At 67.6% G+C, this 26194-nt stretch carries 24 protein-coding genes; 5 read left to right on the forward strand and 19 right to left on the reverse strand.

Annotated features, from left to right (window positions below; all coding sequences use genetic code 11):
* Positions 1–40: 40 nt before the first annotated feature.
* The 12 genes from AC3FOF_RS00175 to AC3FOF_RS00230 form a co-directional block, all read right to left on the reverse strand.
* Positions 41–1525: an alpha/beta hydrolase family protein gene (locus AC3FOF_RS00175; RefSeq protein ID WP_488725485.1), complete on the reverse strand. Its 1485-nt coding sequence runs from the start codon at positions 1523–1525 to the stop codon at positions 41–43.
* Between the two features lie 214 nt (positions 1526–1739).
* Complete coding sequence (locus AC3FOF_RS00180; RefSeq protein WP_488725486.1) at positions 1740–2426, reverse strand: helix-turn-helix transcriptional regulator; 687 nt, start codon at positions 2424–2426, stop codon at positions 1740–1742.
* A gap of 54 nt (positions 2427–2480) precedes the next feature.
* A complete protein-coding gene (locus AC3FOF_RS00185) occupies positions 2481–2846 on the reverse strand; it encodes a VOC family protein (protein WP_035813083.1) in 366 nt (121 codons plus the stop codon).
* A 72-nt stretch (positions 2847–2918) separates the two neighbouring features.
* The gene (locus AC3FOF_RS00190) at positions 2919–3644 is read right to left on the reverse strand and encodes an LrgB family protein (protein WP_017227924.1); all 726 of its coding nucleotides are present in this window, start codon (positions 3642–3644) and stop codon (positions 2919–2921) included.
* The gene (locus AC3FOF_RS00195) at positions 3641–4033 is read right to left on the reverse strand and encodes a CidA/LrgA family protein (protein WP_017227923.1); all 393 of its coding nucleotides are present in this window, start codon (positions 4031–4033) and stop codon (positions 3641–3643) included. The genes AC3FOF_RS00190 and AC3FOF_RS00195 overlap by 4 nt, the downstream gene beginning before the upstream one ends.
* Positions 4034–4123: 90 nt before the next feature.
* Entirely contained in the window at positions 4124–5389 is a 1266-nt protein-coding gene (gene glcF / locus AC3FOF_RS00200) for a glycolate oxidase subunit GlcF (RefSeq protein WP_276265255.1), read from the reverse strand.
* Between the two features lie 55 nt (positions 5390–5444).
* Complete coding sequence (gene glcE, locus AC3FOF_RS00205) at positions 5445–6545, reverse strand: glycolate oxidase subunit GlcE (RefSeq protein ID WP_488725487.1); 1101 nt, start codon at positions 6543–6545, stop codon at positions 5445–5447.
* 40 nt (positions 6546–6585) lie between these two features.
* Positions 6586–7521 carry an ion transporter gene (locus AC3FOF_RS00210; RefSeq protein ID WP_017228332.1) on the reverse strand — a complete coding sequence of 312 codons (936 nt, stop codon included), beginning with the start codon at positions 7519–7521 and terminating at the stop codon, positions 6586–6588.
* A 2-nt stretch (positions 7522–7523) separates the two neighbouring features.
* Complete coding sequence (locus AC3FOF_RS00215) at positions 7524–9017, reverse strand: FAD-linked oxidase C-terminal domain-containing protein (protein ID WP_488725488.1); 1494 nt, start codon at positions 9015–9017, stop codon at positions 7524–7526.
* A gap of 292 nt (positions 9018–9309) precedes the next feature.
* Positions 9310–9828, reverse strand: a complete 519-nt coding sequence (locus AC3FOF_RS00220; protein ID WP_017228330.1) for a GNAT family N-acetyltransferase — start codon at positions 9826–9828, stop codon at positions 9310–9312.
* Between the two features lie 39 nt (positions 9829–9867).
* Positions 9868–10758, reverse strand: a complete 891-nt coding sequence (locus tag AC3FOF_RS00225; RefSeq protein WP_488725489.1) for a LysR substrate-binding domain-containing protein — start codon at positions 10756–10758, stop codon at positions 9868–9870.
* Positions 10759–10771: 13 nt separating this feature from the next.
* The gene (locus AC3FOF_RS00230; protein WP_488725490.1) at positions 10772–12190 is read right to left on the reverse strand and encodes an FAD-binding oxidoreductase; all 1419 of its coding nucleotides are present in this window, start codon (positions 12188–12190) and stop codon (positions 10772–10774) included.
* A 266-nt stretch (positions 12191–12456) separates the two neighbouring features.
* Between AC3FOF_RS00230 and AC3FOF_RS00235 the strand changes: the two genes are divergently transcribed.
* The 4 genes from AC3FOF_RS00235 (at position 12457) to AC3FOF_RS00250 (ending at position 18694) form a co-directional block, all read left to right on the forward strand.
* A complete protein-coding gene (locus AC3FOF_RS00235) occupies positions 12457–13002 on the forward strand; it encodes a cob(I)yrinic acid a,c-diamide adenosyltransferase (RefSeq protein ID WP_488725491.1) in 546 nt (181 codons plus the stop codon).
* Positions 13003–13271: 269 nt separating this feature from the next.
* Positions 13272–15224, forward strand: a complete 1953-nt coding sequence (dnaK, locus tag AC3FOF_RS00240) for a molecular chaperone DnaK (RefSeq protein ID WP_488725492.1) — start codon at positions 13272–13274, stop codon at positions 15222–15224.
* Between the two features lie 176 nt (positions 15225–15400).
* Positions 15401–16543: a molecular chaperone DnaJ gene (gene dnaJ, locus AC3FOF_RS00245; protein WP_017228325.1), complete on the forward strand. Its 1143-nt coding sequence runs from the start codon at positions 15401–15403 to the stop codon at positions 16541–16543.
* A gap of 222 nt (positions 16544–16765) precedes the next feature.
* Positions 16766–18694, forward strand: a complete 1929-nt coding sequence (locus tag AC3FOF_RS00250; protein ID WP_488725493.1) for a chorismate-binding protein — start codon at positions 16766–16768, stop codon at positions 18692–18694.
* Positions 18695–18758: 64 nt separating this feature from the next.
* On the opposite strand, the gene panB is transcribed toward AC3FOF_RS00250, so the two are convergent.
* The 6 genes from panB to hda form a co-directional block, all read right to left on the reverse strand.
* Positions 18759–19580, reverse strand: a complete 822-nt coding sequence (gene panB / locus AC3FOF_RS00255) for a 3-methyl-2-oxobutanoate hydroxymethyltransferase (protein ID WP_017225795.1) — start codon at positions 19578–19580, stop codon at positions 18759–18761.
* A gap of 223 nt (positions 19581–19803) precedes the next feature.
* Positions 19804–20445 carry a deoxynucleoside kinase gene (locus AC3FOF_RS00260; protein ID WP_488725494.1) on the reverse strand — a complete coding sequence of 214 codons (642 nt, stop codon included), beginning with the start codon at positions 20443–20445 and terminating at the stop codon, positions 19804–19806.
* A gap of 79 nt (positions 20446–20524) precedes the next feature.
* Positions 20525–21043 carry a 2-amino-4-hydroxy-6-hydroxymethyldihydropteridine diphosphokinase gene (folK, locus tag AC3FOF_RS00265; protein WP_017225793.1) on the reverse strand — a complete coding sequence of 173 codons (519 nt, stop codon included), beginning with the start codon at positions 21041–21043 and terminating at the stop codon, positions 20525–20527.
* Positions 21043–22647: a polynucleotide adenylyltransferase PcnB gene (gene pcnB / locus AC3FOF_RS00270; RefSeq protein ID WP_488725495.1), complete on the reverse strand. Its 1605-nt coding sequence runs from the start codon at positions 22645–22647 to the stop codon at positions 21043–21045. Before pcnB ends, folK begins: the two co-directional genes overlap by 1 nt.
* Position 22648: 1 nt before the next feature.
* On the reverse strand, positions 22649–23323 hold the full coding sequence (locus tag AC3FOF_RS00275; RefSeq protein ID WP_276269260.1) for a histidinol-phosphatase: 675 nt from the start codon (positions 23321–23323) through the stop codon (positions 22649–22651).
* A 114-nt stretch (positions 23324–23437) separates the two neighbouring features.
* Entirely contained in the window at positions 23438–24145 is a 708-nt protein-coding gene (hda, locus tag AC3FOF_RS00280; RefSeq protein WP_017225790.1) for a DnaA regulatory inactivator Hda, read from the reverse strand.
* Between the two features lie 279 nt (positions 24146–24424).
* Between hda and purM the strand changes: the two genes are divergently transcribed.
* Positions 24425–25477 (forward strand): phosphoribosylformylglycinamidine cyclo-ligase, encoded by a 1053-nt coding sequence (gene purM / locus AC3FOF_RS00285; RefSeq protein ID WP_017225789.1) that lies wholly within the window; start codon positions 24425–24427, stop codon positions 25475–25477.
* A 172-nt stretch (positions 25478–25649) separates the two neighbouring features.
* On the opposite strand, the gene AC3FOF_RS00290 is transcribed toward purM, so the two are convergent.
* Entirely contained in the window at positions 25650–26153 is a 504-nt protein-coding gene (locus tag AC3FOF_RS00290) for a GNAT family N-acetyltransferase (RefSeq protein ID WP_276269261.1), read from the reverse strand.
* Between the last annotated feature and the right edge of the window lie 41 nt (positions 26154–26194).

Below are 26194 nucleotides of genomic sequence, written 5' to 3' on the forward strand. Positions count from 1 at the left end.
GGATCCTGCCCCGCCCCCGGGGCATCCGACAGGCATGTGCTTAGGTTGGGCCGCAGGGCGCGCTCAACGCCACGCCTGGGCGCAGCGCGGCGGTGCCGGCCGATTCTTCCGTGCCCAGCGTGTTGTTGGTGAACTTGCAGCCATAGGTGGCGTTGGCCACGGTGGCGGCATCCAGCACTTCGTCCCCCGCCGGCTTCACGCCGTTCTGTTCCCAGTTGATCATGTCGTCGAAGGCGGTCACCTGCTCCGCCACGGTGAAATCGCAATGGCTGACGCCGCGGATCGCCCGCTGCACCAGCCATTGCGCGGTGCCGTTGGCGTTGGCGCGGCGCTTGTAGATCTGCTCCATGCTGAACGGTACGTACATATCGCCCAGCGTATGCAGCGTCACCACCGGCACGCTGATGCGCGCGTTGGTCTTGGGTACCCAGCGCAGGCCGTCGCGCCGCAGGCGGTTGGCGTCGGCGCTGCCGCTGACGCGGTAGATCGATGCATTAAAGGCTTGCTCGACCGGCGACAGCGCCGGGTCGTCGTCCAGTTGGAAGACGATGGCCGTTGTATTGATCACATTCTGCGCCAGGATGCCGGTGGCCGAGCCGTCGTCGCCGAAGGTGCTCCAGACTGCATCCTGCAGGGCTTGCGCGCCGGGACCGCCGAAGCCCCAGGCGAACAGCGGCCGCTCCCCGCCGGTCAGGTTCTTGACGATGGCCTTTAGTCTGTCGCTCTGCGCGGTGGTGGCGCCCGGGTAGGTGGTGAACAGCGCTGCCCGCACGGTTGGCGCGATCTGTGCCCAGTTGGCTACCGGCCAGGAGGTGGCGGGGAAACCGGCCAGCTGCTGCGCCGCGGTCTGGTAGGCGCCGAAGTAATTGAACAGTTCGGTATCGCCGAGCACGCCGCACATCGGTACCGCGCCGTGGTAGCGGACCTTGTTGTTAGCGGTCTGGATGTTTTCCTCGTCGACCGCGGCGGCGGTGACATGCCCGCCCATCGAATGGCCGATGATGTAGGTGCGGACCGGCGCTCCCAGCGGCCTGCCGTTGTCGCTGGCGATCCTGTTGAAGGCCAGCGCCAGCGCATTGGTGTCCTCCAGGCCCGCACGGACGTCGTAGTAGTTCTTCGAGTAGGTCGACGCGGCCCAGGCATAGCCCGCTTCCAGCAGGTGGCGGCGGATGCTGGGCATGCTGAAGCCCAGCGCCGCACCGGTGCCGGCATAGCCATGGGCGTACATCACCAGGCGGCCGTTCCAGTTCTTCGGTACTTCGACGCGATAGCCCGCCCCGCCGAGCATGCCCCACCAGCGGTCGGCATCGGGCGCGGCCGCCAGGGCATTGAAGGGCAGGGTGGCGGCATCGACGGCAAAGGTGCGCTGGTCCTGGAGGCGCACGTCTTCCGGCTGCGCTACCGGGGTGGTGGGTGCCGGCGTCGCGGGGGCGGCGGCGGTGGGCGCCGGATCGTCGCTGCCGCAGCCGTACAGCATGGCGCCGGCGAGTATGAATACTGCTGCCTTCCCAACAGCTCGATTCATGGGTGTCTCCTATTGTTTTGCACTTCTTATTGGCAGGAGCGCCGCACCAGCATGTCCGGACCACATCGCAACGCCGTGCCCGGCATGCGGCGAACGCTGCACGTACTCTAACGCCGCCGGCGCGGCAATGTAAGGTAGGAGTCCCTCGCAACAACGTCCTAGGGTAATTCCCCGTCGAGTGAACAGGGGATCGATGCTACCGGCGGCGCGGTATTCAGCTGCTTGCCTGCACCGCGCGCAGGAAGCCGTTGAGCGAGCGGTCGGGCGTTTCGTGGAAGCGCTCGTCCAGCATGACGATGCCGCGGCAGCGGTCCAGCCGGAAGCTGCGGTAATCGGTGCGGGTGGTGCACCAGGCGGCCAGCAGCCAGCTATTGCCCCAGAAGAACAGGCCCAGCGGCTGCACCACGCGGTCGGTCGCGCGCTGCTGCGCGTCGGTGTAGTCCAGGCGCAGCAGGCGTTGCGCGTTCATGGCGCCGTGCACCACGTCGAAGGCGCTGCGCACTTGCGGGTGATTGACGAACTCGGGGGCGAACACGCGGCTTTGCTGCGCCGCATGACGGCGCGCCGGCGGCAGTGCCGCCACCAGCTTCTCCAGCGCGGGATCGGCGGCGGCGGCCAGTGCGCCGCCGCCCCAGGCCTTGAGCAGCCGCAGCCCGGCCACCAGTGCTTCGACTTCGATCGCGGTGAACATCAGCGGAGGGACGTCGTAATCGGCCCGCAACCGGTAGCCGATGCCCGCTTCGCCCTCGACCGGCACGCCCGACAGCGACAGCGCCTGGATATCCCGGTACACGGTGCGCTCGGACACGCCGAGCCGCTGCGCGAGCAGCGCCGCCGTCGTGAGGCGGCGCCCGCGCAGCACCTGGACGATCTGGAAAAGGCGGTCGGCGCGGCGGCTCATCGGGGCTTCATCTCGGTTCCATACGGGTATCGGCAGGCCGGCCGCGGCGCGGGTCTAGGCGGCCAGGGGCTGGTGCAGGCCGACGCGGTTGCCTTCGCTGTCGATGATATGCGCGATATGGCCGATATCGCCGGGCAACTGCAGCGGGCCGAACACGGTCTTGCCGCCGGCGGCCTGCACGCGCACCAGCAGCGCCGTGAGTTGCGGCGTGTGCAGATAAGGCACGCAGCCATCGGGCGAAGGGCGGAAGCCCTCGCCGGCCACCAGCGCGCCGCCGGGCTCATGGCCGGCAAAGACGGCCATGTCGATTTGCGCCATGTTCTCGCGCTTGAGGGTGGTCTCGAACACCTGCTCATAGAAACGGACGGCGCGGTTCATATCGGCGACGGGGATTTCAAGCCAGTTAATCAGTCCACTCATGATGACCTCTCGGGTTGGGTTGGAGAGGCGAATCATGCGCGGGGGCTCCTGACAGCGTCCTGTCAGGAGCGTTCAGTGCGGCATCCACGCCGCCAGTACCGGCACCATCACGGCGGTCAGCACGCCATTCAGGCCCATGCCGAGCGCGGCGAAGGCGCCGGCTTCCTGGTTGACCTGGAAGGCGCGCGCGGTGCCGATGCCATGCGCCGCCACGCCGGTGGCGAAGCCGCGCACGGTGTAGTCGCCGATGCGCAGCAGGTTCAGCAGCCTGGTGGCGCTGACCGCGCCGATGATGCCGGTGGCCATCACCAGCACGGCGGTCAGCGAAGGCAGGCCGCCGATCTTCTCGGCCACGCCCATGGCGATCGGGATGGTGACCGACTTGGGCGCGAGCGAGCGCACCGTCTCGGGCGAGGCGCCCAGCAGCCACGCGATGCCCACCGCCGACACCACCGCCACCAGCGAGCCCGCCAGCAAGCCGCCCAGCAGCGGCAGCACGTGCCGGCGCAGCTTGGGCAGCTGCAGGTAGAGCGGCACCGCCAGCGCCACGGTCGCCGGCCCCAGCAGAAAGTGGACGAACTGCGCGCCGTCGAAATAGGTCTTGTACGGCGTGCCGGTCACGGTCAGCAGCGTGACCAGGATGGCCACCGCGATCATCACCGGATTGGCCAGCGGCGAAAAGCGCGCGCGCTCGTAGACACGGAAGGCGAACACATAGGCCAGCAGGGTGGCGGTCAGGCCCAGCAGCGGACTGGCGGCCAGGTAGACCCAGATCTCGTTGAGGCGCGGCGTCATCATGGCTGCTCTCCCGGCGTTGCCTGCGCGCGGACAGGACTTGCGTCATCGGGCGGCGTCTTGCCCATCAGGGCTCGCGCCACCAGTGCCGTGGTGGCGATGGCCAGCCACGTGGACAGCACCAGCGCCACCACGATCGGCATCCACTCGCCGCCGATGCGGTGCGCATGGACCATGATGCCCACGCCGGCCGGCACGAACAACAGCGACAGGTGCTTCAGCAATTCGGAGGTGGTGCCCTGGATCACCGGCAGCAGCCGGTCGTCGAAGGTGAGCCAGCCGAACAGCAGGATCATGCCGATCACGGGGCCGGGCACGGGCAGGCTCAGGGCATAGCTGAGCGCTTCCCCGATGGATTGGAAAACCAGCAGGATGGCGAAGGTCTGGAGCATGCGGGCGAGGGGGGATGGAAACCGGGATTGGCGCCATCGAATGGTAACCCGGAGTGGCCCGGGTTGGCCGCCGGCGCCACGCCGGTGCGCTTACCCCAGCATCCGGTCCACCAGTTCAATCCAATGCATCACTGGCGTACCCGTCCCGCTTTGCAGATGCGTGATGCAGCCGATATTGGCCGATACGATGGCCTCGGGCCCGCAGGCCTGCAGGTTGGCGAGCTTTTCGTCGCGCAGGCGGTAGGACAACGCAGGCTGCAGCACGGAATACGTGCCCGCGGAGCCGCAGCACAGATGGCTGTCGGCGCAGAGCCTGACATCCACGCCCAGGCCGCCCAGCAGCGCTTCCACCTTGCCGCGGATCTGCTGGCCGTGCTGCAGCGTGCAGGGCGGATGGTAGGCCACGCGCTGGCCATGGCCGGCCTTGCCGCCCCGGGCTTCGATCGTCTCGGCTGCCATGGCCTGCAGGTTGTCGGCAAAGTCCGGCAGCAGTTCCGACAGGTCCTTGGTCAGCGCCGAGACCTGGCGCGCGCGCTCGGCATAGCGCGCATCGTTGCGCAGCAGGTGGCCATATTCCTTGACCATCGCGCCGCAACCCGACGCGGTCATGACGATGGCTTCCGCGCCGGCCTGCACCGCCGGCCACCAGGCGTCGATATTGCGCCGCATATTGTCGAAGCCGCCGTCGTGGTCGCCGGTGTGGTAGCGCACCGCACCGCAGCAACCGGCCTGGCGCGCCACCACCAGTTGCACGCCAAGGCGGTCGAACACGCGTGCCGTGGCGGCATTGATGTTGGGCGACATCGATGGCTGCACGCAGCCGTCGAGCAACAGCATCTTGCGCGCATGCGTGGTGCGCGGCCACGTGCCGGCGTCCACCGGCTGCGGCACTTTGTTGCGCAAGGACTGCGGCAGCAGCGGGCGCAGGCGCTGGCCCATGCGCATGGCCGGCCCGAACAGCGCCGGCCGGGTCATGCTCTCGCGCAGCGCCCAGCGCGCGAAACGCTCGCGGGCCGGGCGCCGGATGCCTTCGGCTTCCAGCCGGTCGTCCACCACCTTGCGGCCGATATCGACCAGGCGGCCGTATTTCACGCCGGACGGGCAGGTCGATTCGCAGTTGCGGCAGGTCAGGCAACGGTCCAGGTGCAGGCGCGTGCTCTCGGTGACGGGCTGGCCTTCGAGCACCTGCTTCATCAGGTAGATGCGGCCGCGCGGCCCGTCCAGTTCGTCGCCGAGCAACTGGTAGGTGGGGCAGGTGGCGGTGCAGAAGCCGCAGTGCACGCATTTGCCGACGATGGACTTGGCTTCTTCGCCGTCGGGCGTGTCGCGCAGGAATTCGGCCAGGGTGGTTTGCATGGTTCGGGGACTCTCTGGTGCCTTTGCTGGGGATCGGGATGGCCTGGCCTGCGGCTCAGAGGCCGGCGTACATGCGCTGCGGATTGAAAATGCCGGCCGGGTCGAACTTTGCCTTGAGCCGCTGGTGAATGGCGGCCACCGGTGCCGACAGCGGCGTGAACACGCCCACCGACTTGTCGCCATTGCGGAACAGCGTGGCGTGCCCGCCGGCCGCGGCGGCCACGCCACGCACGGTGGCGCTGTCGGCCTTGCTATCCGTGCCGCCCAGCCACCAGCGCTGTCCACCGCCCCATTCGATCAGCTGTCCGCCGCCAGGCAGCGCCAGCGGCGCCGCGGTGGTGGGCACGGCGATGCGCCATAGCGCCTGGCCGGCTTGCGCCGGGGCGAAGAAGGGATGGCTTTGCTCGCGCAGCGCGCGCCACAGCGCATCGGCCTCGCCGGGCTCGACAGCGTCCCCGCCAAGCCGCTCGCGCGCGGCCCGCAGGGCGGCCGCCGCGCCCGACAGGCGCAGATGCAGCACGCCATCGTGCCAGGCCGAGGCGGCAATCGGCAACGGCTGGCCGCCCCACTGGTTGAGGCGGTCGAGCGCCTCGGCCTCGTCCATCGGGAAGCGCAGCGTGGCATCGTCGAACGGCAGCGGCAGGACCTTGAGCGAGACTTCCAGGATCAGGCCCAGCGTGCCGAGCGATCCTGCCATCAGCCGCGATACGTCGTAGCCGGCCACGTTCTTCATCACCTGGCCGCCAAAATTCAGGACGTCGCCGCGGCCGTCCATCACCCGCGCCCCCAGCACGAAGTCGCGCAATGCGCCCACTGCCTGCCGGCGCGGGCCGGACAGCCCCGCGGCCACCGCGCCGCCAAGGGTGGCCCCCTGGGCAAAATGCGGCGGCTCGAAGGCCAGCATCTGGCGCCGTTCGGCCAGTGCCGCCTCGATCTGCGCCAGCGGCGTGCCGCAGCGCGCGGTGATCACCAGCTCGGGCGGGTCGTAGTCGACGATGCCGTCATAGGCACGCGTGTCCAGCACGTCCCCCTGCAATTGCTGGCCGTAGAAATCCTTGCTGCCGCCGCCGCGCAGGCGCAGCGGCGCGCGCGTGTCGGTGGCATGCCGGATGGCATCGCGAAAGGCATCGAGGGTGGCTTGCTGGTCGGCTGGCATGGTGGCTGGCTGGGTTTGGCTGGGGTTGCCGTGAAGGGGGTCAGGCGGAGGAAGACGGGCGGCCTGGCGGCGCGGCGGCCTGCTCGCCCTCGTCCCGGTAGTGTGGCAGCGCGTTGCCGCAGTGCTTGCAGTAGGCGGCGTCGGGATCGTGGCCTTCGGTCAGGCAATGGGTGCAGGTGCGCGTGGTCAGCGGCCGCTTCATGATGCTGGCGGCCAGCTCGGCGCCCACGATGCCGGTCGGGAAGGCAATGATGCCGTAGCCCAGCAGTATGGTCAGCGAGGTGATGAACTGCCCCAATGGCGTCTTGGGCACCATGTCGCCGAAGCCGGTGGTGGTCAGCGTCACCACCGCCCAGTACATGCTCACAGGGATGCTGGTAAAGCCGTGCTGCGGCCCCTCCACCACGTACATCACGGTGCCGAGGATCACGGTGATGATGAACACGGTGCCGAGAAAGACGAAGATCTTGCGCCGGCTGTTGGCCAGCGCGCGGTAGAGGATCTGCGCCTCCTCGAAATACACCGTCAGCTTGAGGATGCGAAAGACCCGCAGCAGCCGCAGCAGGCGCACATCGATCAGGAAGGCCAGTTCCGGCACGAAGAAGGCGAGCCAGGTCGGGATGATGGACAGGAAGTCGACCACGCCGAAGAAGCTGAACACATAGCGCAAGGGACGCCGCACCACCAGGATGCGCATCACGTACTCGGCGGTAAACAGCAGCGTGAACATCCACTCCAGCACGGTGAAAATGGTGCCCAGCCGCAGGTTTACCGCCGGCAGGCTGTCGAACATGACGATCAGCACACTGGTCACGATGCCCAGCAGCAGGACGATGTCGAACAGCCGCCCGTTGCGCGTGTCGGCTTCGAAGATGATGGTGTACCAGCGCTCGCGCCAGCCCGACTCGGGCTTGCCCAGGCGTTGGCGCGTCTGGGCGCTGCGGTGCTCGCGCTGCGTGGCGTGTTGGCTGGCCATGTTCAGAAGCGCGGCAGGTCAGGATGCGGCAGCAGCCCGCGCTTGACGTGCATGCGCCCGTACTCGGCGCAGCGCGCCAGCGTGGGGATGGCCTTGTCGGGGTTGAGCAGGCGAGCCGGATCGAAGGCCGCCTTGACGCCGAAGAACAGTTCGCGCTCCTCGGGGGAGAACTGCACGCACATGGAATTGAGCTTCTCCACGCCCACGCCATGCTCGCCGGTGACGGTCCCGCCCAGTTCCACGCAGCTCTCCAGGATGTCGGAGCCGAACAGCTCGGCGCGGTGCCATTCGTCCTGGTCCGCGCCATCGAACAGGATCAGCGGATGCATATTGCCGTCGCCGGCATGGAACACGTTCATGCAGCGCAGGCCATATTTGCGCTCCATCCCTTCGATGCGCTTGAGCAGGGTGCCGATGTGCTTGCGCGGGATGGTGCCGTCCATGCAGTAATAGTCCGGCGAGATGCGGCCGGCGGCGGGGAAGGCATTCTTGCGCCCGCTCCAGAAGCGCAGCCGCTCGGCCTCGCTTTGCGACACCGCGATGCGGCTGGCGCCTGACGCGCGCAGCACCTCGCTCATGCGTTCCACTTCCTCGGCCACCTCTTCCGGCGTGCCGTCGGATTCGCACAGCAGGATGGCGGCAGCGTCGAGGTCGTAGCCGGCGCGCACGAATTCCTCCACGGCGGCGGTGGCGGGCTTGTCCATCATTTCCAGCCCGGCCGGGATGATGCCGGCGCCGATCACGTCGGCCACCGCGTTGCCGCCCTTGGCCACGTCGTCGAAGCTGGCCATGATCACCTGCGCCAGTTGCGGCTTGGGGATCAGCTTGACGGTCACTTCGGTGACCACCGCCAGCATGCCTTCGGAGCCGACCAGCACGGCCAGCAGGTCCAGCCCCGGCGCATCCGGTGCCTCCGAGCCGAACTCCACCACTTCGCCCTCCATGGTGACGGCGCGCACACGCAGCACGTTGTGCACGGTCAGGCCGTACTTCAGGCAATGCACGCCGCCTGAGTTCTCGCTGACGTTGCCGCCGATGGTGCAGGCGATCTGCGAGGACGGGTCGGGAGCGTAATAGAGGTTGTACGGCGCTGCGGCCTCGGAGATGGCGAGATTGCGCACGCCGGGCTGGACCACCGCGGTGCGCGAACGCACGTCCACGCCGACGATGCGCTTGAACTTGGCCAGCGACAGCACCAGGCCGGTGGCGATCGGCATGGCCCCGCCCGACAGGCTGGTGCCGGCGCCGCGCGGCACCACGGGCACCTGCAGCGCGTGGCACAGGCGCAGGATCGCGCAGACCTGCTCCTCGCTGTCGGGCAGCGCCACCGCCATCGGGATCTGGCGGTAGGCCGCCAGGCCGTCGCACTCGTAGGGGACGGTGTCTTCAGGCTTCCACAGCAAGGCCGCATCGGGCAGGATCTTCGCCAGGCCTTCGAGTAGCGCGGTGCGGCGGCTGTCGTCGGTGACCGGTGAAACTTCGTGCGGGGCATTCATGGGGACTCCTGTGATGGCCGCCGGCGCCTGCCATGGCAGGGCGCAATCGGGTGGGGAGCAGGGACTATAGCGCAGCCGGGGCGCCGCGCAGCCCTGCCGGTACGTGAATTCCGCATGGCAGGCCGATCAAAATCGCTCATGATGGGCCTGGGCCGGAACCATGCCGGCCTTGGCGCGGGTGTCCTCGCCGCGCAGCCACATCGATTCCAGCTTAGCACCGGGGTGGCGCTATCCGGAGATGCTGCGCCTTCTGCCCGCGTGCCGTTCATGCCAGCGCCGCCCGGCTCGCCACTCAGCGCGGCAGCATGTGCACCATTTCCAGCTTGTCGTGATAGTCCGGTGCCACATAGAGCGCCTCGGGCTCGATGCCGTAGCGGCGGAACCCCATCGCCTCGTAGAGCGAAATCGCGGCGGTATTGGACACGTTGACGCAGAGCGTGACCTGGCGCAGCCCCGGCATGGCGGCGGCCAGCGCCATGGCCTCTGCCATCAGCCGGCGGCCCAGGCGCCGGTCGCGATAGCCCGGCGCCACATACATGCCCCAGATGGAGGCCTTGTGCCGCTGCTTGACCTTGTCCTCGCGCATCACGCCGACCACGCCGGCCAGCGCGCTGCCGTCCCCGGACGCCTCGAAGGCGCCGAGCACTGCTTTTTCGGGCGTTGCCGCCAGGCGTGCGGCGACGGTCGCGAGCGGCAGGTCGCGTTCTTCCTCGTAGCTCGAACCGAAGGCGGCGGGTGCCTCCAGCAGGCCTTCCAGGCGTAGCGCCTGATAGGTTCCGGCATCGGCGGGGGTGAGCAGGCGGATCTGCATGGGGTTCTCCGTGCTTGTTGTCGAAGCGGCCGCCAGGGCCTACCAGTCCAGGCCCAGCAGCCAGTCGACGAAATAGCGTGCCTCCGGCTTCGGCGGCGCCTGTTCGCGCTCGACGATGTAGTAGCCGTGCGGCGATACCGACTCGATATCCAGCAGGCGCACCATCTGCCCGAGCGAGAGCCAGTGGTGCGCCATGCGCTGGCGCACCAGGGCCACGCCCTGGTTGGAGGCGATGGCTTCCAGCATGAGGCCGATATCGTTGAATTGCGGGCCGGTCTGGGGCTCGGGCCAGTCCAGGCCGGCGGTCTCGAACCAGGGCTTCCACGGTTCCAGCGGGCTGCGCAGCAGCACCAGGTTGTGCAGGTGCTCCGGCCGGGTGACGGCGCGGCCGTCGATGCGCTCGTAGTATTCGCGCCCGCAGGCCGGGAAGACCGGCTCGACCAGCAGCCTGGTCGTCTTCAGGCCGGGGTAGCGCCCGGTGCCGTAGCGGATCTCCACATCGGTATCTTCCGCCTTCACATCGAGGAAGGGGATGGCGAGGTGCAACTCGGTGTCGATGTGCGGGTACAGCGCGGTGAACTCGGGCAGGCGCGGCACCAGGTGCTGGCGGCCGAAGGTGGGCGGGATCGCCACCCGCAGCCGGGTGCGCTGCTTGTTGTACTCGGGGCGCGCCAGTTCGTTGAGCGACTTGAGCGCGTCCTGCACGTTACGCAGCTGGCGCATGCCCGACGCGGTCAGCCGCAGCGCGGCGTTGGAGCGCACGAAGAGGTCCTCGCCCCACAATTCCTCGAGGTTCTTGATGCGGTGCGATACCGCGCTGGGCGTGACCGACAGTTCCTCGGCCGCGCGCGCGAAGCTGCCCAGGCGGGCGGCGGCTTCGAACGCGATCAGCAGGTGCAGCGGCGGGATGCGGTTGAACACGGATGCCATGCCGCGCCGGTCCTCAGCGCGCCGGGCGGAAGATCTTGCCCGGATTGAGGATATGGTTGGGGTCGAGCGCGTTCTTGATGGCGCGCATCAGGTCGAGCGCGTCTTCGCCGTGCTCGCTGACCAGGAAATCCATCTTGTGCAGGCCCACGCCGTGTTCGCCCGTGCAGGTGCCGCCCATCGCCAGCGCGCGTTCCACGATGCGCCGGTTGATGGTCTCGGCCTCGGCCAGTTCCTCGGGCCTTTCGGGATCGGTCAGGATCGCCACATGGAAATTGCCGTCGCCCACATGGCCGACGATGGGGCAGGGCAGGCTGGAGGCATTGAGGTCGCGCTCGGTCTCGGTCACGCAATCGGCCAGGCGCGAGATCGGTACGCACACGTCGGTGGTGACCGCCCGGCAGCCCGGCTTGAGCTGCAGCATGGCGAAGTAGGCGGTATGGCGCGCGTTCCACAGCCGGCTGCGGTCTTCCGGCCGGGTGGCCCACTCGAAGCCCTGGCCGCCGTGCTCGGCGGTGATCTGCTGCACGGTCTCGGCCTGTTCCTTGACGCCGGCCTCGGTGCCGTGGAATTCGAAGAACAGGTGCGGCATCTCCGGCATGGCCAGATTGTCGTGCCGGTTGATGGCGCGGATGGCCAGCGCGTCGACGAACTCCACGCGCGCGACCGGCACGCCCAGCTGGATGGTCTCGATGGTCGCCTGCACCGCGCTGCCCATGCTGGGGAAGGCGCAGATGGCGGCGGAGATGGCCTCGGGCTGCGGATACAGGCGGACCGTGACCTCGGTGATGATGCCCAGCGTGCCTTCGCTGCCGATCATCAGCCGGGTCAGGTCGTAGCCGGCGGAAGACTTGCGGGCGTGGGTGCCGGTCTTGACGATGCGGCCGTCGGCGGTGACCACGGTCAGCGCCAGCACGTTTTCGCGCATGGTGCCGTAGCGCACCGCATTGGTCCCGGAGGCGCGCGTGGCACACATGCCGCCCAGCGAGGCATCGGCGCCCGGGTCGATCGGGAAGAACAGGCCGGTGTCCTTGATTTCCTGGTTCAGCTGCTTGCGGGTGACCCCCGGTTGCACCGTGACGTTCAGGTCTTCGGGCTGCACCGACAGCACCCGGTTCATCTGCGACAGGTCCAGGCTGATGCCGCCCGCCACCGCCAGCAGGTGGCCTTCGAGCGAGGAGCCGGCGCCGTAGGGGATCAGCGGTACGCGGTGCGCATTGCACAGGCGGGCCACCTCGGCGACTTCCTCGGTGGTATGGGCGAAGACCACGCCGTCCGGCGCGGCCGGCGGGAAGGGCGATTCATCGCGCCCATGGTGGTCGCAGACGCCGGGAGAGGTGGAGAAACGTTCGCCGAAGCGGGCCTGCAGGGCGTCGCGCACGGCGCCAGGCAGGGGTTGGCGCACCAGCGCGGCGTGGGAAAGGGGATGGTTCATGGCGTCTCCGGCGGGTCTGTGATGGCCGGATGCCGTCCGCGCCGGCCCTGGCAAGGCCGCGCCGAACGGTGCCGGCATTCGCACCCGGTAGCGTATCGAGCGAATCCCGTTATTCTACGCCGCGCCCGGCCGGCTCCGCAGCCGCGGGCGCCGCAACGGCCACTTGGCGGGTTTCGCCGGGGGTTTCCCCGATCCCCGCGCCGTGGCCTGCCGCGCCTGCCCCGATGCGCGCCATAATGTGAGATTCGCCAACGCAGGAGACCCGCATGGGCAACCGCCTGACCAAGATCGCCACCCGCACCGGAGACGCCGGCACCACCGGGCTTGGCGACGGCAGCCGCACCGGCAAGGACAGCCTGCGCATCGCCGCCATCGGCGATGTCGATGAGCTCAATTCCAACCTCGGCGTGCTGCTGACCGAGGCGCTGCCCGACGACGTGCGCTCGGCCCTGCTCCATATCCAGCACGATCTGTTCGACCTCGGCGGCGAGCTGTCCATCCCCGGCTACGTGCTGGTCAAGCCCGAGCAGGTGCTGCAACTCGACGAATGGCTGGCGCACTACAACGCCGACCTGCCGCGCCTGGCCGAATTCATCCTGCCGGGCGGCGGCCGCGCAGCGGCGCTGGCGCATGTGTGCCGGACGGTTTGCCGGCGCGCCGAACGGGCGCTGGTGGCGCTGGGCGCGCAGGAAGCCCTCAACGAGGCGCCGCGCCAGTACCTGAACCGGCTTTCCGACCTGCTGTTCGTGCTGGCACGCGTACTCAACCGCGCCGATGGCGGCAACGATGTCCTTTGGCAGCGTGGCCGCTAGGGGGGGTGTTACCTATTGGCGGTGCACCGGGAAGTCGCGGGTTGCTGTATTTTTAGTGATATAAGAAGCACAAAATCCGGGGGTGGCGCGCAACGTCCCCGAACGTACCTCAACTTGGCCGTTCCGCCTGCCGCCGAGCGTGGAGGAGAAGTCGAGGAATTTACTCGGAATTGCCTTCCCGGCCCTTGAAATGGCCCCGGACGGCCACATTTCGGCCTCAGGATGAATTGCAGTCCCCGCGCGGAGCGGGGCTCAAGAGGAGAGAACAAATGGGTAAGATCATCGGTATCGACCTCGGTACCACCAATAGCTGCGTCGCGATCATGGAAGGCAATACGCCCAAGGTGATCGAAAATGCCGAAGGCACGCGTACCACCCCGTCGATCATCGCCTACATGGAAGACGGCGAGATCCTGGTCGGCGCGCCTGCCAAGCGCCAGGCGGTGACCAATCCGCGCAACACCCTGTACGCGGTGAAGCGCCTGATCGGCCGCAAGTTCGAAGAAAAGGAAGTGCAGAAGGACATCGGCCTGATGCCCTACTCCATCGTCAAGGCCGACAACGGCGACGCATGGGTGTCGGTGCGCGAACAGAAGCTGGCGCCGCCGCAGGTGTCGGCAGAAGTGCTGCGCAAGATGAAGAAGACCGCCGAGGACTACCTTGGCGAGCCGGTGACCGAAGCCGTGATCACCGTGCCGGCTTATTTCAACGACTCGCAGCGCCAGGCCACCAAGGACGCCGGCCGCATCGCCGGCCTGGACGTCAAGCGCATCATCAACGAGCCGACCGCGGCCGCGCTGGCCTTCGGCCTGGACAAGAACGAAAAGGGCGACCGCAAGATCGCCGTGTATGACCTGGGCGGCGGTACCTTCGACATCTCGATCATCGAGATCGCGGACGTGGACGGCGAGAAGCAGTTCGAAGTGCTGTCGACCAATGGCGACACCTTCCTGGGCGGCGAAGACTTCGACCAGCGCATCATCGATTACATCATCGGCGAGTTCAAGAAGGAACAAGGCGTCGACCTGTCGAAGGACGTGCTCGCGCTGCAGCGCCTGAAGGAAGCCGCTGAAAAGGCCAAGATCGAACTGTCGAGCTCGCAGCAGACCGAAATCAACCTGCCGTACATCACGGCGGATGCCTCGGGTCCGAAGCACTTGAACCTGAAGATGACCCGCGCCAAGCTGGAAGCGCTGGTCGAGGAACTGATCACCCGCACCATCGAGCCGTGCCGCATCGCCATCAAGGATGCCGGCGTCAAGGTCAGCGAGATCGACGACGTGATCCTGGTCGGCGGCATGACCCGCATGCCCAAGGTGCAGGAACAGGTCAAGGAATTCTTCGGCAAGGAAGCGCGCAAGGACGTGAACCCGGACGAAGCCGTGGCCGTGGGCGCCGCGATCCAGGGTTCGGTGCTGTCGGGCGACCGCAAGGACGTGCTGCTGCTGGACGTGACGCCGCTGTCGCTGGGTATCGAAACCCTGGGTGGCGTGATGACCAAGATGATCACCAAGAACACCACCATCCCGACCAAGCATGCGCAGGTGTTCTCCACCGCCGACGACAACCAGCCGGCCGTGACCATCAAGGTGTTCCAGGGCGAGCGTGAAATGGCGACCGGCAACAAGCTGCTGGGCGAGTTCAACCTCGAAGGCATCGCGCCGGCACCGCGCGGCCTGCCGCAGATCGAAGTCTCGTTCGACATCGACGCCAACGGCATCCTGCACGTGGGCGCCAAGGACAAGGCGACCGGCAAGGAAAACCGCATCACCATCAAGGCGAACTCGGGCCTGTCGGAAGACGAGATCCAGCGCATGGTGAAGGACGCCGAGGCCAACGCCGAGGAAGACAAGAAGGCCCGCGAGCTGGCGGATGCCCGCAACCAGGCCGACGCGCTGATCCACTCGACCAAGAAGGCTGTCACCGAATACGGCGACAAGCTGGAAGCGGGCGAGAAGGAAAAGATCGAAGCCGCGATCAAGGAACTGGAAGACGCCGCACGCGGCGGCGACAAGGCCGAGATCGATGCCAAGGTCAGCGCGCTGTCCGACGCGAGCCAGAAGCTGGGCGAGCGCGTCTATGCCGACATGCAGGCCAAGGCCGGCGACGCGGGTGCCGCGGGCGCGGCCGGTGCTGCCGGCGCGGGCCAGCAACAACAAGCCCAGCCGCAGGACGACAACGTCGTGGACGCCGAATTCAAGGAAGTCAACGACAAGAAGTAATGGATGAGCGGGGGAGGGGCGCGGTGCGCAACACCGGCGCCAGCCCCTGTCCCGACGCCGGGCGACGGGCATTGGACCAAGCGGATGACCGCCGTCGAATGCCTCGCTCGGCTTTTTTGCTATTCGCTCGGACGGGTTTAGGACGCGCTTCCGGGCCAATCAGGTAAGCAGCCACCATGGCAAAACGTGACTACTACGAAGTGCTCGGGGTGGGCAAGAACGCCGGCGACGACGACATCAAGAAGGCGTATCGCAAGCTGGCGATGAAGCACCACCCGGACCGCAATCCGGACAGCAAGGATTCCGAAGAGAAATTCAAGGAGGTCAAAGAGGCCTACGAGATGCTCTCCGACCCGGAGAAGAAAGCGGCCTACGATCAGTACGGCCACGCCGGCGTCGACCCCAATATGGCGGGCGGCTTCGGTGGCGGCGGCCAGGGCTACGGCGGCTTCGCCGAAGCCTTTGGCGACATCTTCGGCGATATCTTCGGCCAGCAGGGCCAGGCCGGCGGACGCCGGGGCGGCGGTCCGCAGGTGTACCGCGGCGCGGACCTGCGCTACAGCATGGAAATCACGCTGGAGCAGGCAGCCCACGGCCACGAGGCGCAGATCCGCGTGCCGCACTGGGATGAGTGCGAGCACTGCCACGGCAACGGCGCCGAGCCCGGCACCAACGTCGAAACCTGCCCGACCTGCCATGGCGCGGGCCAGGTGCGCGTGTCGCAGGGCTTTTTCTCGATGCAGCAGACCTGCCCCAAGTGCCACGGCACCGGCAAGCATATTCCCAAGCCTTGCACCAAGTGCCACGGCCAGGGCAAGCTGAAGTCGCAGAAGACGCTGGAAGTGAAGATTCCCGCCGGCATCGACGAGGGCATGCGTATCCGCTCCTCGGGCAATGGCGAGCCGGGCATCAACGGCGGCCCTCCGGGCGACCTGTACGTGGAAGTCCACATCAAGCAGCACGCGGTGTTCGAGCGCGACGGCGACGACCTGCACTGCCAGATGCCGATTTCCTTCGCCACGGCGGCGCTGGGCGGCGACCTGGAAGTGCCCACGCTGGGCGGCAAGGCCAGTTTCCCCGTGCCCGAAGGCACCCAGCCCGGCAAGACCTTCCGCCTGCGCGGCAAGGGCATCAAGGGCGTGCGCTCGGGTTATCCCGGCGATCTCTACGTGCACATCAACGTGGAAACGCCGGTCAAGCTGACCGAGGCGCAGAAGGACATCCTGCGCCAGTTCGACCGCTCGGTGCACGAAGGCGGCTCGCGCCACAGCCCGCAGGAACAATCCTGGCTGGACAAGGTGAAGAGTTTCTTCAGCTGATCCGGCAAGGGGTAGAGGCCGGCCACGCGTCAAGGCGTGGCCGGCTTTTTTGTTTTGTGGGGGTGGGCAAAACCGTTGGCTTCGCTCGCTGTGGCTCCCAGTCAAATCACCCCTCTCCCCAACCTTCTCCCTGAGGGAGAGGGGCCGGGGAGAGGGCGGGCGCGCGATAATGCCGATGTCGCCCGCCGACTGGCGAACTCAATTTACGCTGGTGATTTCCCCGTGGCTGTCTCCCTGACCCGCTCATCTTCCTCTCCCTCTCCCGGCCTGCCGCCGCAAGCGCCCGCATCTGCGGAGCCCTTCGTCCTGCTCGACGACGCCACCGCCGCGCCCGGCGAGGCATCCTCGCGCCTGTACACCGGCTTTGCCCGCGAAGACGTGCTTCCCGACGCCGCCGCCATCGGCACGCTCGACACGCTGCTGGCCGAAGGCTGGCGCCACGGCTGGCATGCCACGCTGTTTGCCCCTTACGAATTCGGCGGACCGCTGGTCGGTGTCGCCGTCCATGTGGACCAGGCGCTGCCTTTTCACGATGGCGCATTGCGGCTGCTGTGGTTCAGGCAGATGCGCAGGCTCGACACGCGGGAGGTCGGGGCGTGGCTCGCGCAGGCCCGCGATCCGGCGGGCGAGCCGGCCGGCGTGATGGAGGTTACCGCCGACACGCCGGAGCCCGCCTTCCATGCGGCCATCGCGCGGATCCATCAGTGGATCGAAGCCGGCGACACTTATCAGGTCAACTTCACGCAGCGTTTGCGGTTCCGGGAGTTCGGCGATCCGCTGACCCTCTACGCCGCGCTGCGCGCCGCCCAGCCCGTGCCCTACGCAGCGCTGGCGCGGCTGCCCGGGGAGGGCTGGGTGCTGTCGCTGTCACCCGAACTGTTTGTCCGGCATGACGGCGAGGGCCGCCTGCTGGCGCGCCCGATGAAGGGCACGGCACCGCTCACCGGCGACAGCGCGCGCGATGCCGGGGCCGCGGCGGCGCTGGCGCAGGATGCCAAGAACCGCGCCGAAAATGTCATGATCGTCGACCTGCTGCGCAACGATCTCGGCCGCATCGCCGTGCCCGGCACGGTGGCCGTGCCGGACCGCTTCGCGGTGCAGCCCTTCGGCCGGGTGTTGCAGATGACTTCCACCGTGACCGCCACCGCGCGTGCGGGCACCAGCCTGGCCGACCTGATGCGCGCGCTGTTCCCCTGCGGCTCCATCACCGGCGCGCCCAAACGGCGCACCATGCAGATCATCGGCGAACTGGAGCCGGCCCCGCGTGGCCTCTACACCGGCTCGATCGGCTGGATCGACGCGCCCGCCGCCGGGCAGGGCAATCGATGGCCCGGCGCCTTCGCGCTGTCGGTGGCAATCCGCACGCTAGTCCTCGGCACGCAGGGCCCTGACGGATTGCGGCCCGGCGAGATGGGCGTCGGCGGCGGTATCGTGCATGACAGCGATGCCGCCGGCGAATATGCCGAGTGCGGCTGGAAGGCCCGCTTCCTGACCGCGCACGATCCGGGCTTCACCCTGTTCGAGACCATGCGGGTGGAAGACGGGCAATGCCTGCGCCTGGACCAGCACCTGGCGCGGCTGGCCGCTTCCGCCGCCTGCTTCGGCTTTTGTTTCGAGCGCGCCAGCGTGCTCGAGGCCGTGCGCGCGGCGGCGGCGCAGCTTGGGGCCGGCACCTGGCGCCTGCGGCTGGCGCTGGACAAAGCCGGCACCATTGCCATTGCCCACGGCCCGCTGGCGCCGCTGGCCACGGTGCCGGTGCGGGTGCTGCTGGCACCCCAGGCGCTCGCGGTGGTGAATGCGCTGCATCGCCATAAAACCAGCGTGCGCGCTGTCTATGACGCCGGCTGGCAGGCGGCCGAGCGGGCCGGGGCCTTCGACAGCCTGTTCTTCAATACGCGCGGCGAACTACTGGAAGGCGGACGCAGCTCGGTCTTCGTCAAGGTGGATGGCGAGTGGCTGACGCCGCCGCTGGCGGCGGATATCCTGCCCGGCGTGATGCGCGCGGCGGTGCTGGCGCATGGCGCGCGCTACCTGGGCGGCCCGGTGCGCGAGGCGATCGTCACGCGGGCCATGCTGCTGCGCGCCGAAGCGCTGGCGCTGGCCAATTCGCTGCGCGGCGTGCTGCCTGCGGTATTGCTGGTCGAAGGCTGAACCAGGCGCTTCCGCCCGGCCAGCGCCACGCACAGGCCGGGGAAGCCGTGCGTGGCGGCGCCGGTCAGGCCGAGAAGGTGTGCTCGACGGCCGGGAAGCTGCCGTCCTTCACGGCCGCCACGTAGGCGCGCACGGCGGCTTCGATCGAGGTGGCGCCGTCCATGAAGTTACGCACGAACTTGGCCTTGCGGCCCGGGTAGACGTTGAGCATGTCCTGCAGCACCAGCACCTGGCCGGAGCAATCCACGCCGGCGCCGATGCCGATGGTGGGGATGGTCAGCAGGCCGGTGACCACGCCGGCCACTGCCGCGGGTACGGCTTCCATCACGATCAGCTGGGCACCGGCGGCCTGCAGCGCGAGCGCATCGCGCTTGATCTGCGCGGCGCCTTCGTCGGTCTTGCCCTGCACCTTGAAGCCGCCCAGCGCGTGCACCGACTGCGGCGTCAGGCCGATATGGGCGCACACCGGAATGCTGCGCTCGACCAGGAACCTGACGGTAGGCGCGAGCCAGTCGCCGCCTTCCAGCTTGACCATCTGCGCGCCGGCGCGCATCAGCGCCACGGCGCTGGCAAAGGCCGCCTCGGGCGTCGGGTAGGTGCCGAAGGGCAGGTCCGCCACCAGCAGTGCGCTCTGGTTGCCGCGCGCCGCGCATTCGGTGTGATAGACCATCTGCTCGAGCGTCACTGGCAGCGTGGTCTGCTGGCCCTGCATGACATTGCCGAGGGAATCGCCGACCAGCAGCACCTCGACCCCGCAGTAGTCGAGCAGCGCGGCGAAGCTGGAATCGTACGCGGTCAGCATGGCGATTTTCTCGCCGGCGGCGCGCATGGCCTGCAGCTTTGGGATGGTGACGGTCTTGCGGGAGGGGTCGAGGAGGTAACTCATGACGTTGGCCGGTAGAGAGACGGGGAGCCGGGCCGGCCGCAGTGCATCCATGCATCGGTGACCGACCATCGTCGATCTGCTTTTTGCATCGGCTTCAATGCGGCCAGGCCTCTGTCCCTTTCAGTTCGCCTTGCCCCGAGGCACGCAGCCCGGTCGATGCGGGCCGCCGGCTTCGCGGCAGCGACTGTTGTCGTTATGGTTAAGGCTGGCAGGCGGGAACCTGTCAGGGCGCAGCGAGATTGAGAAAGGCCTTGCGGCCGCGCATGTTTTCGATGCGCGACAGTAGTGTACGGAAATCTCCGTCATTGTCCACCGGACTGAAGTGGGCGGTGTCGACGATCATGACCGGCGCCTCGTCGTAGCGGTGGAACAGCTCGCCGTAGGCATCGGCCAGGCGCTCCAGGTAGGCATCGTCGATGCTGGACTCGCCCGGCGCGTTGCGGCGCGCGATGCGCTCGCGCAGCAGGGCAGGCGAGGCCTGCAGCACGATGACGAGGTCCACCCGCTGGCCCTGGGCGGGCAGGCGCGCGGCAAGGGCGTCGTACAGCGCCAGTTCGTCGGCTGGCAAGGTCAGCCCGGCATAGAGCCGGTCCCTGGTATGGAGGAAGTTGCCCACCATGCGCTGCCCGGCCAGCAGCGCCGCCTGCCAGGCCTGGAGCTGCTGCGCGCGCTGGTTCATCAGCGACAGCTGCAGCGGCAGGGCATAGCGTGCCGGCTCGCGGTAATAGCGTTCCAGGAAAGGGTTTTCGCGGGCCGAGTCGAGCAGCTCGCCGATGCGCAGGGTTTGCGCCAGGCGCTGTGCGAGGGCGGTCTTGCCGGCCCCGATGGGGCCTTCCACCACGATGCGGCGCAGATGATCGAGCATGGGCGGGTCCTGTCGGCTAAGGAAAGGCAGGCAAAGGGGGCGGATGGCGCGGGCCCGGTTGGCCGATGCCGGTCATGGCTCAGGACGCGTCGCGCGCTTCCCGCTGCCGCGTGCATTGGCAGAACGAGATCTTTTCGATGCGCTGCGCATTGACCGCGGCCAGGTAATCGGCCGCGCGGCCGAGGCCGGGGATGGCCAGGTCGGCGTCGAGTTCAAGCAGCGGCACCAGCGTGAAGGCGCGTTCGGTCACGCGCGGATGCGGCACGATCAGGTGCTCTTCCTGGTGGATTTCGCCGCCGAACAGCAGCAGGTCCAGGTCGAGGGTGCGCGGCGCATTGTGGAACGGCCGCTCGCGGCCGAACTGGTCTTCGATGTGGTGACAGATGCGCAGCAGCTGGAGGGCGGTAAACGAGGTTTCCACCTTGACCACTGCGTTGTAATAGTCGTCGCCTGTCGCATCGACGGGAGCCGTGCGATAGAGCGACGATCTCGCCATCACCGTGATGCCGACCTGCTGGGCCAGGCATACGATGGCATCTTTCAGGGCCTGCCGGGCGTCGCCCAGGTTGGCCCCGATGCCGATAAAGGCAAGTGTCATTACGATTCCTCCGGCTGGACGCGCACCTTGCCGGCTTTCCGGTCTGCAGTCGAGCCGGGTTCCGGGCTCGCGTCCATATCACTGCGCGCAGAAACTTTATCCGATTTCCGCGGAGCGCGCCGGCGGCGCTTCTTGCGTGCCGGGCCGCCACCCTCGCCGTCGTCGGCAAACTCGCCGCTCTCGCCGCCGCCGGTTCCACCGGCGCCGCCGCCCTGCTTGCCGCCACCGCGCGACGGGCGCACGGCATCGATCAGGGCTTCGCGGCCCTCGCTATCGGCGTTCTGGAAGTCCTGCCACCAGCGTGCCAGTTCGGCCGGCTGCTCGCCGGATTCGCAACGCAGGTAGAGGAAGTCGTAGCCGGCGCGGAAACGCGGGGATTCGATCAGGCGGAACGGCATACGGCCCACGCGCTTCTCGAAGCGCGGCTGCATGCCCCAGATGTCCCGCATATCGGTGACAAAGCGGCGCTGGATGGCGAGCTGGCCGGTCTGGCGCTCGAGCACGTCGTCCATGGCCGTATTGAGCGCGGCGATGGCGTGTTCGCCCTCCTCGCGCAGCGTGGTCCAGCGCTGCAGCACGTGGTGCCACAGCAGCGCGGCGAACAGGAAGCCAGGCGACACCGGCTTGCCGACCTGCACGCGCTGGTCGGTGTTGTCCAGCGCCAGCTGCACGAAGCGCTGGCCCATCGGCTGCTCCAGCGCGACGTCCAGCAGCGGCAGCAGGCCGCGGTGCAGCCCGGCCTTGCGCAACTCCTGCAGCGAGGCCCAGGCGTGGCCCGACATCAGCAGCTTGAGCATCTCGTCGAACAGGCGCGCGCTGGGCACGTTGTGGATCAGCGAGGCGAGGTCGGCGATCGGTTGGCGGGTGGCCTCGTCGATGGTGAAACCGGTCTTGGCGGCGAAACGCACCACGCGCAGCATGCGGATCGGGTCTTCGCGATAGCGCGTGACCGGGTCGCCGATCATGCGCAGCGTGCGCGCGCGGATGTCTTCCATGCCCTGGTGATAGTCATGCACCGTCTGTTGGGCAGGGTCGTAATACATCGCGTTGATGGTGAAGTCGCGGCGTTCCGCGTCTTCCGACTGCGAGCCCCATACGTTGTCGCGCAGCACGCGCCCGGAGGCGTCGATCGCATGGGTCTTGCTGTCCAGTTCGGCGCGCTTGAGGCGGCGCCCTTCGGGCAGCGTCTCGCTGGCGACGGCATCGACCAGGGCGCGGAAGGTGGAGACTTCGATGATCTCCTGCTCGCGCCCGCCGTAGAAGGTCACATGCACGATCTGGAAGCGCCGGCCGATGATGCGCGAGCGGCGGAACAGGGCTTGCACCTGGTCCGGCGTGGCATTGGTGGCGACGTCGAAATCCTTGGGCTTGATGCCCAGCAACAGGTCGCGCACCGCGCCGCCGACGATAAAGGCCTGGTATCCCGCCTGCTGCAGCGTGGAGGTGACCTTGATGGCGTTGCGCGAGATCAGCGACTGGTCGATCTGATGTTCGTCATGCGCCACGATGCGCGGCGTATGGGCACGGCTGCCACGGCGTTTGGCGGCGGGGCGCTGCTGGGAGCCCGGCTTGCCGAGCAGCCGGTTGATTAGCTTCTTGATCACGTCAGAACAGATCCATGATGCGCCAGCCGGCCGCGGCGGCGTGGTGACGCAGGCGATCGTCCGGGTTGGCGGCGATCGGTTCGCTGACCTTTTCCAGTAGCGGCAGGTCGTTGGCCGAATCGCTGTAGAAGGTGGTGGTTTCGAAGGCATCCCATTGGGTGCCCATGCTCTTGAGCCAGGCTTCGACGCGGGCGATCTTGCCCTCGCGGAAGCAGGGAATGCCTGCGACTTCGCCGGTGAAGGCGCCGTCGGGCAGGCCGCTGGCGGTCGCTGGCTCGGTGGCGATCAGATGCTTGATGCCAAAGGCCGTGGCGATCGGTGCGGTGACAAAGCTGTTGGTGGCGGTGACCACCGCGCACAGGTCGCCGGCGTCGAGGTGCTTGTAGACCAGCGCACGCGCCTGCGGCGTGACCACCGGATCGATCACTTCCCGCATGAATTGCCCGCGCCATGCCTCCAGGCGGTCGCGCGGATTGGCGGCCAGCGGCGCCAGCGCGAAACGCAGGAAAGCCCGGATATCCAGGGTGCCCGCCTTGTACTGCCCATAGAACTCGTCGTTCCTGCGGCGGTAGGCTTCCTCGTCGACAACGCCTAGGCGCACCAGGAAGCGCCCCCATTCGTGGTCGCTGTCGGTTGGGAGCAGGGTGTGGTCGAGGTCGAACAATGCCAGATTCATGGGCGGCGATTTTACATTAACGTGACTTGGGCCGTTTCTTTAAGTAGCTGGGTGACGTCGGATACAAGCATGGGGCATGCCAAGGGCAGCGTGCGCTACACCGGCAGCCCTTGCTCACTCCCGCAGTTCGGCGAACATTTCACGCAGCAGGGGCAGGGTGACGGCACGCTTGCGCTCCAGCGAATACGTGTCCAGCGCATCCAGCAACGCCATCAGGCTGGGCATGTCGCGGTAGTGGCGCGTGACCAGCCAGTGCGGGATTTCCGGCGAAAGCTGCAGGCCGCGCTCGCGGGCGGCCTGCACCAGCGCCGTCATCTTGTCCTCGTCGGACAGCGGCGCGAGCTGGTAGACCAGGCCCCAGCCCAGCCGGGTGCGCAGGTCCTCGCGCACCGGCATGGCCAGCGGTGCCTGGCTGCCGGCTACCACGATGGCGGTGCGCACGTGGGCGCGCACCTCGTTGTACAGCGAGAACACGGCGATCTGGCGCGCTTCGTCGAGCAGTTCGACGTCATCCACGGTGTAGAGCTGGCAGCTCGGGTCGAAGATGAAATCCGACAAGGCATGATGCGGGCTCAGGTAACGGCAGCGGATGCCGGCCTGGTAGCCGCTGTCGCACACCGCGTGCAGCAGGTGAGTGCGGCCCGAGCCCACTTCGCCCCACAGATAGATCAGGCGGTCGGCGGCCCGCTCCTGCGCCACGGCCGCGGCCAGGTCGCGCAGGCGTTGCACCGGTTCGCGGTTGGCAGCCACGAAAAAATTCTCGAAGGTCGAGGGTGGCGGACTGCCAAGTTCCAGCGAAAGCTGCTTGGGGCGCGAAAACATGACGTATCGGTTACTTACGGTAAAGGTCAGCTGTCAGGTAAACGCGTCGCGCCGGTCTTGCGCCGACCGCCTCGCAGGCGTGGCCAGACCGGCCAATGGCCGCCGGAAACAACTTCATCGGGAATGGCTGGGGGCAGGGCTTCATGACGCGGCACACCGGAAACTGGAAGCCGGAAGCCTGTATCCGTTAAAATTGCAATTCTACTGGACTCGCGGCCGCAAATCGCCGTCGTGAGCGCCGCATTACTCACTTCACACCTCCAGGACAAGCAGGTTCACATGAGCGCATCCCCCACTTCCGGCCAGGCAGGCCTTTCCTACCGCGATGCCGGCGTCGATATCGACGCGGGCGACGCGCTCGTCGATCGTATCAAGCCGTTTGCCAAGCGCACCATGCGCGAGGGCGTGATGGCCGGCATCGGGGGCTTCGGCGCGCTGTTCGAGCTATCCAAGAAGTACAAGGAGCCGGTGCTGGTGTCAGGCACCGACGGCGTGGGCACCAAGCTCAAGCTGGCCTTCCAGCTCAACCGCCACGACACCGTGGGCCAGGACCTGGTGGCCATGAGCGTCAACGACATCCTGGTGCAGGGCGCCGAGCCGCTGTTCTTCCTCGACTACTTCGCCTGCGGCAAGCTTGACGTGGAAACCGCCGCCACCGTGATCCAGGGCATCGCCCATGGCTGCGAGCTGTCGGGCTGTGCGCTGATCGGCGGCGAGACCGCCGAGATGCCGAGCATGTACCCCGATGGCGAATACGACCTGGCCGGCTTCGCGGTGGGCGCGGTGGAGAAGAGCCGCATCATCGACGGCAGCACCATCGTGCCGGGCGACGTCGTGCTGGGCCTGGCTTCGTCGGGCGCGCACTCCAACGGCTACTCGCTGGTGCGCAAGATCATCGAAGTGGCCAAGCCGGACCTGAACGGCGACTTCCACGGCCAGCGCCTGCAGGACGCCATCATGGCGCCCACCCGCATCTACGTGAAGCCGCTGCTGTCGCTGATCGAGACCCTGCCGGTCAAGGGCATGGCCCACATCACCGGCGGCGGCCTGACCGAGAACGTGCCGCGCGTGCTGGCGCAGAACGTCACCGCCGTGCTGCAACGCGACGCCTGGACCCTGCCGCCGCTGTTCCAGTGGCTGCAAGCCCACGGCAACGTGGCCGACGACGAAATGCACCGCGTGTTCAACTGCGGCATCGGCATGGTGGTGATCGTCGCCAAGGAAGACGCTGACCGCGCCATCCGCCACCTGCAGGCCGCCGGCGAAGCCGTGTGGCAGATCGGCGAGATCCGCGAGCGTGAAGAAGGCCAGGCGCAGACCATCGTGGCCTGAGTTTCCGGCTTTCGATAAAAAAACGGCACATGCTCAGGCATGTGCCGTTTTTTTTATCGATGGAGCGCAGGCCGAAGCCGACAGCATGCGCCAGAACCGCTTGGAATGACGACGGTGTTTACTCAGCCCCTCATGGGGAGAGGGGCAAACCGTCGATGCATGGAGGACCGGGTTACGCAACCGCTCCCAGCTTCTCCAGCGCCTCCCCGGTAACGCGGCAAATCCGCCAGTCCGGCATCACGTCCGCCCCCATCGCCCGGTAAAACTCGATCGACGGTGTGTTCCAGTCCAGCACGCTCCATTCGAAGCGGCCGCAGCCGCGCTCGAGCGCCAGCGCCGCGAGGTACTTGAGCAGCATCTTGCCCAGGCCGTGGCCGCGCCATGCCGGGTCCACATAGAGGTCTTCCAGATACAGCCCGGGTTTGGCCAGGAAGGTGGAGAAATTGTGGAAGAACAGGGCGAAGCCGACGGCTTGCGCACCCTGTGCACCCGGCGCCTCCACCAGCACCGCCTCGGCATGCGGGTGCGCGCCGAACAGGGCTGCGCGCAGCTTTTCCGGCGTGGCTTCGACCAGGTGGGTGAGCTTCTCGTATTCGGCCAGCGCCGTGATCAGCGCGAGCAGGGTTGCGCAGTCGTCGGGGGTGGCGGGGCGCAGTATGAAATCGGTGGCGGGCATGGCGGGTTTGACGGTATCGGCAAGGGACAAAAAAGCGATTA

Source organism: Cupriavidus sp. 96C5-1, from assembly GCF_057798855.1.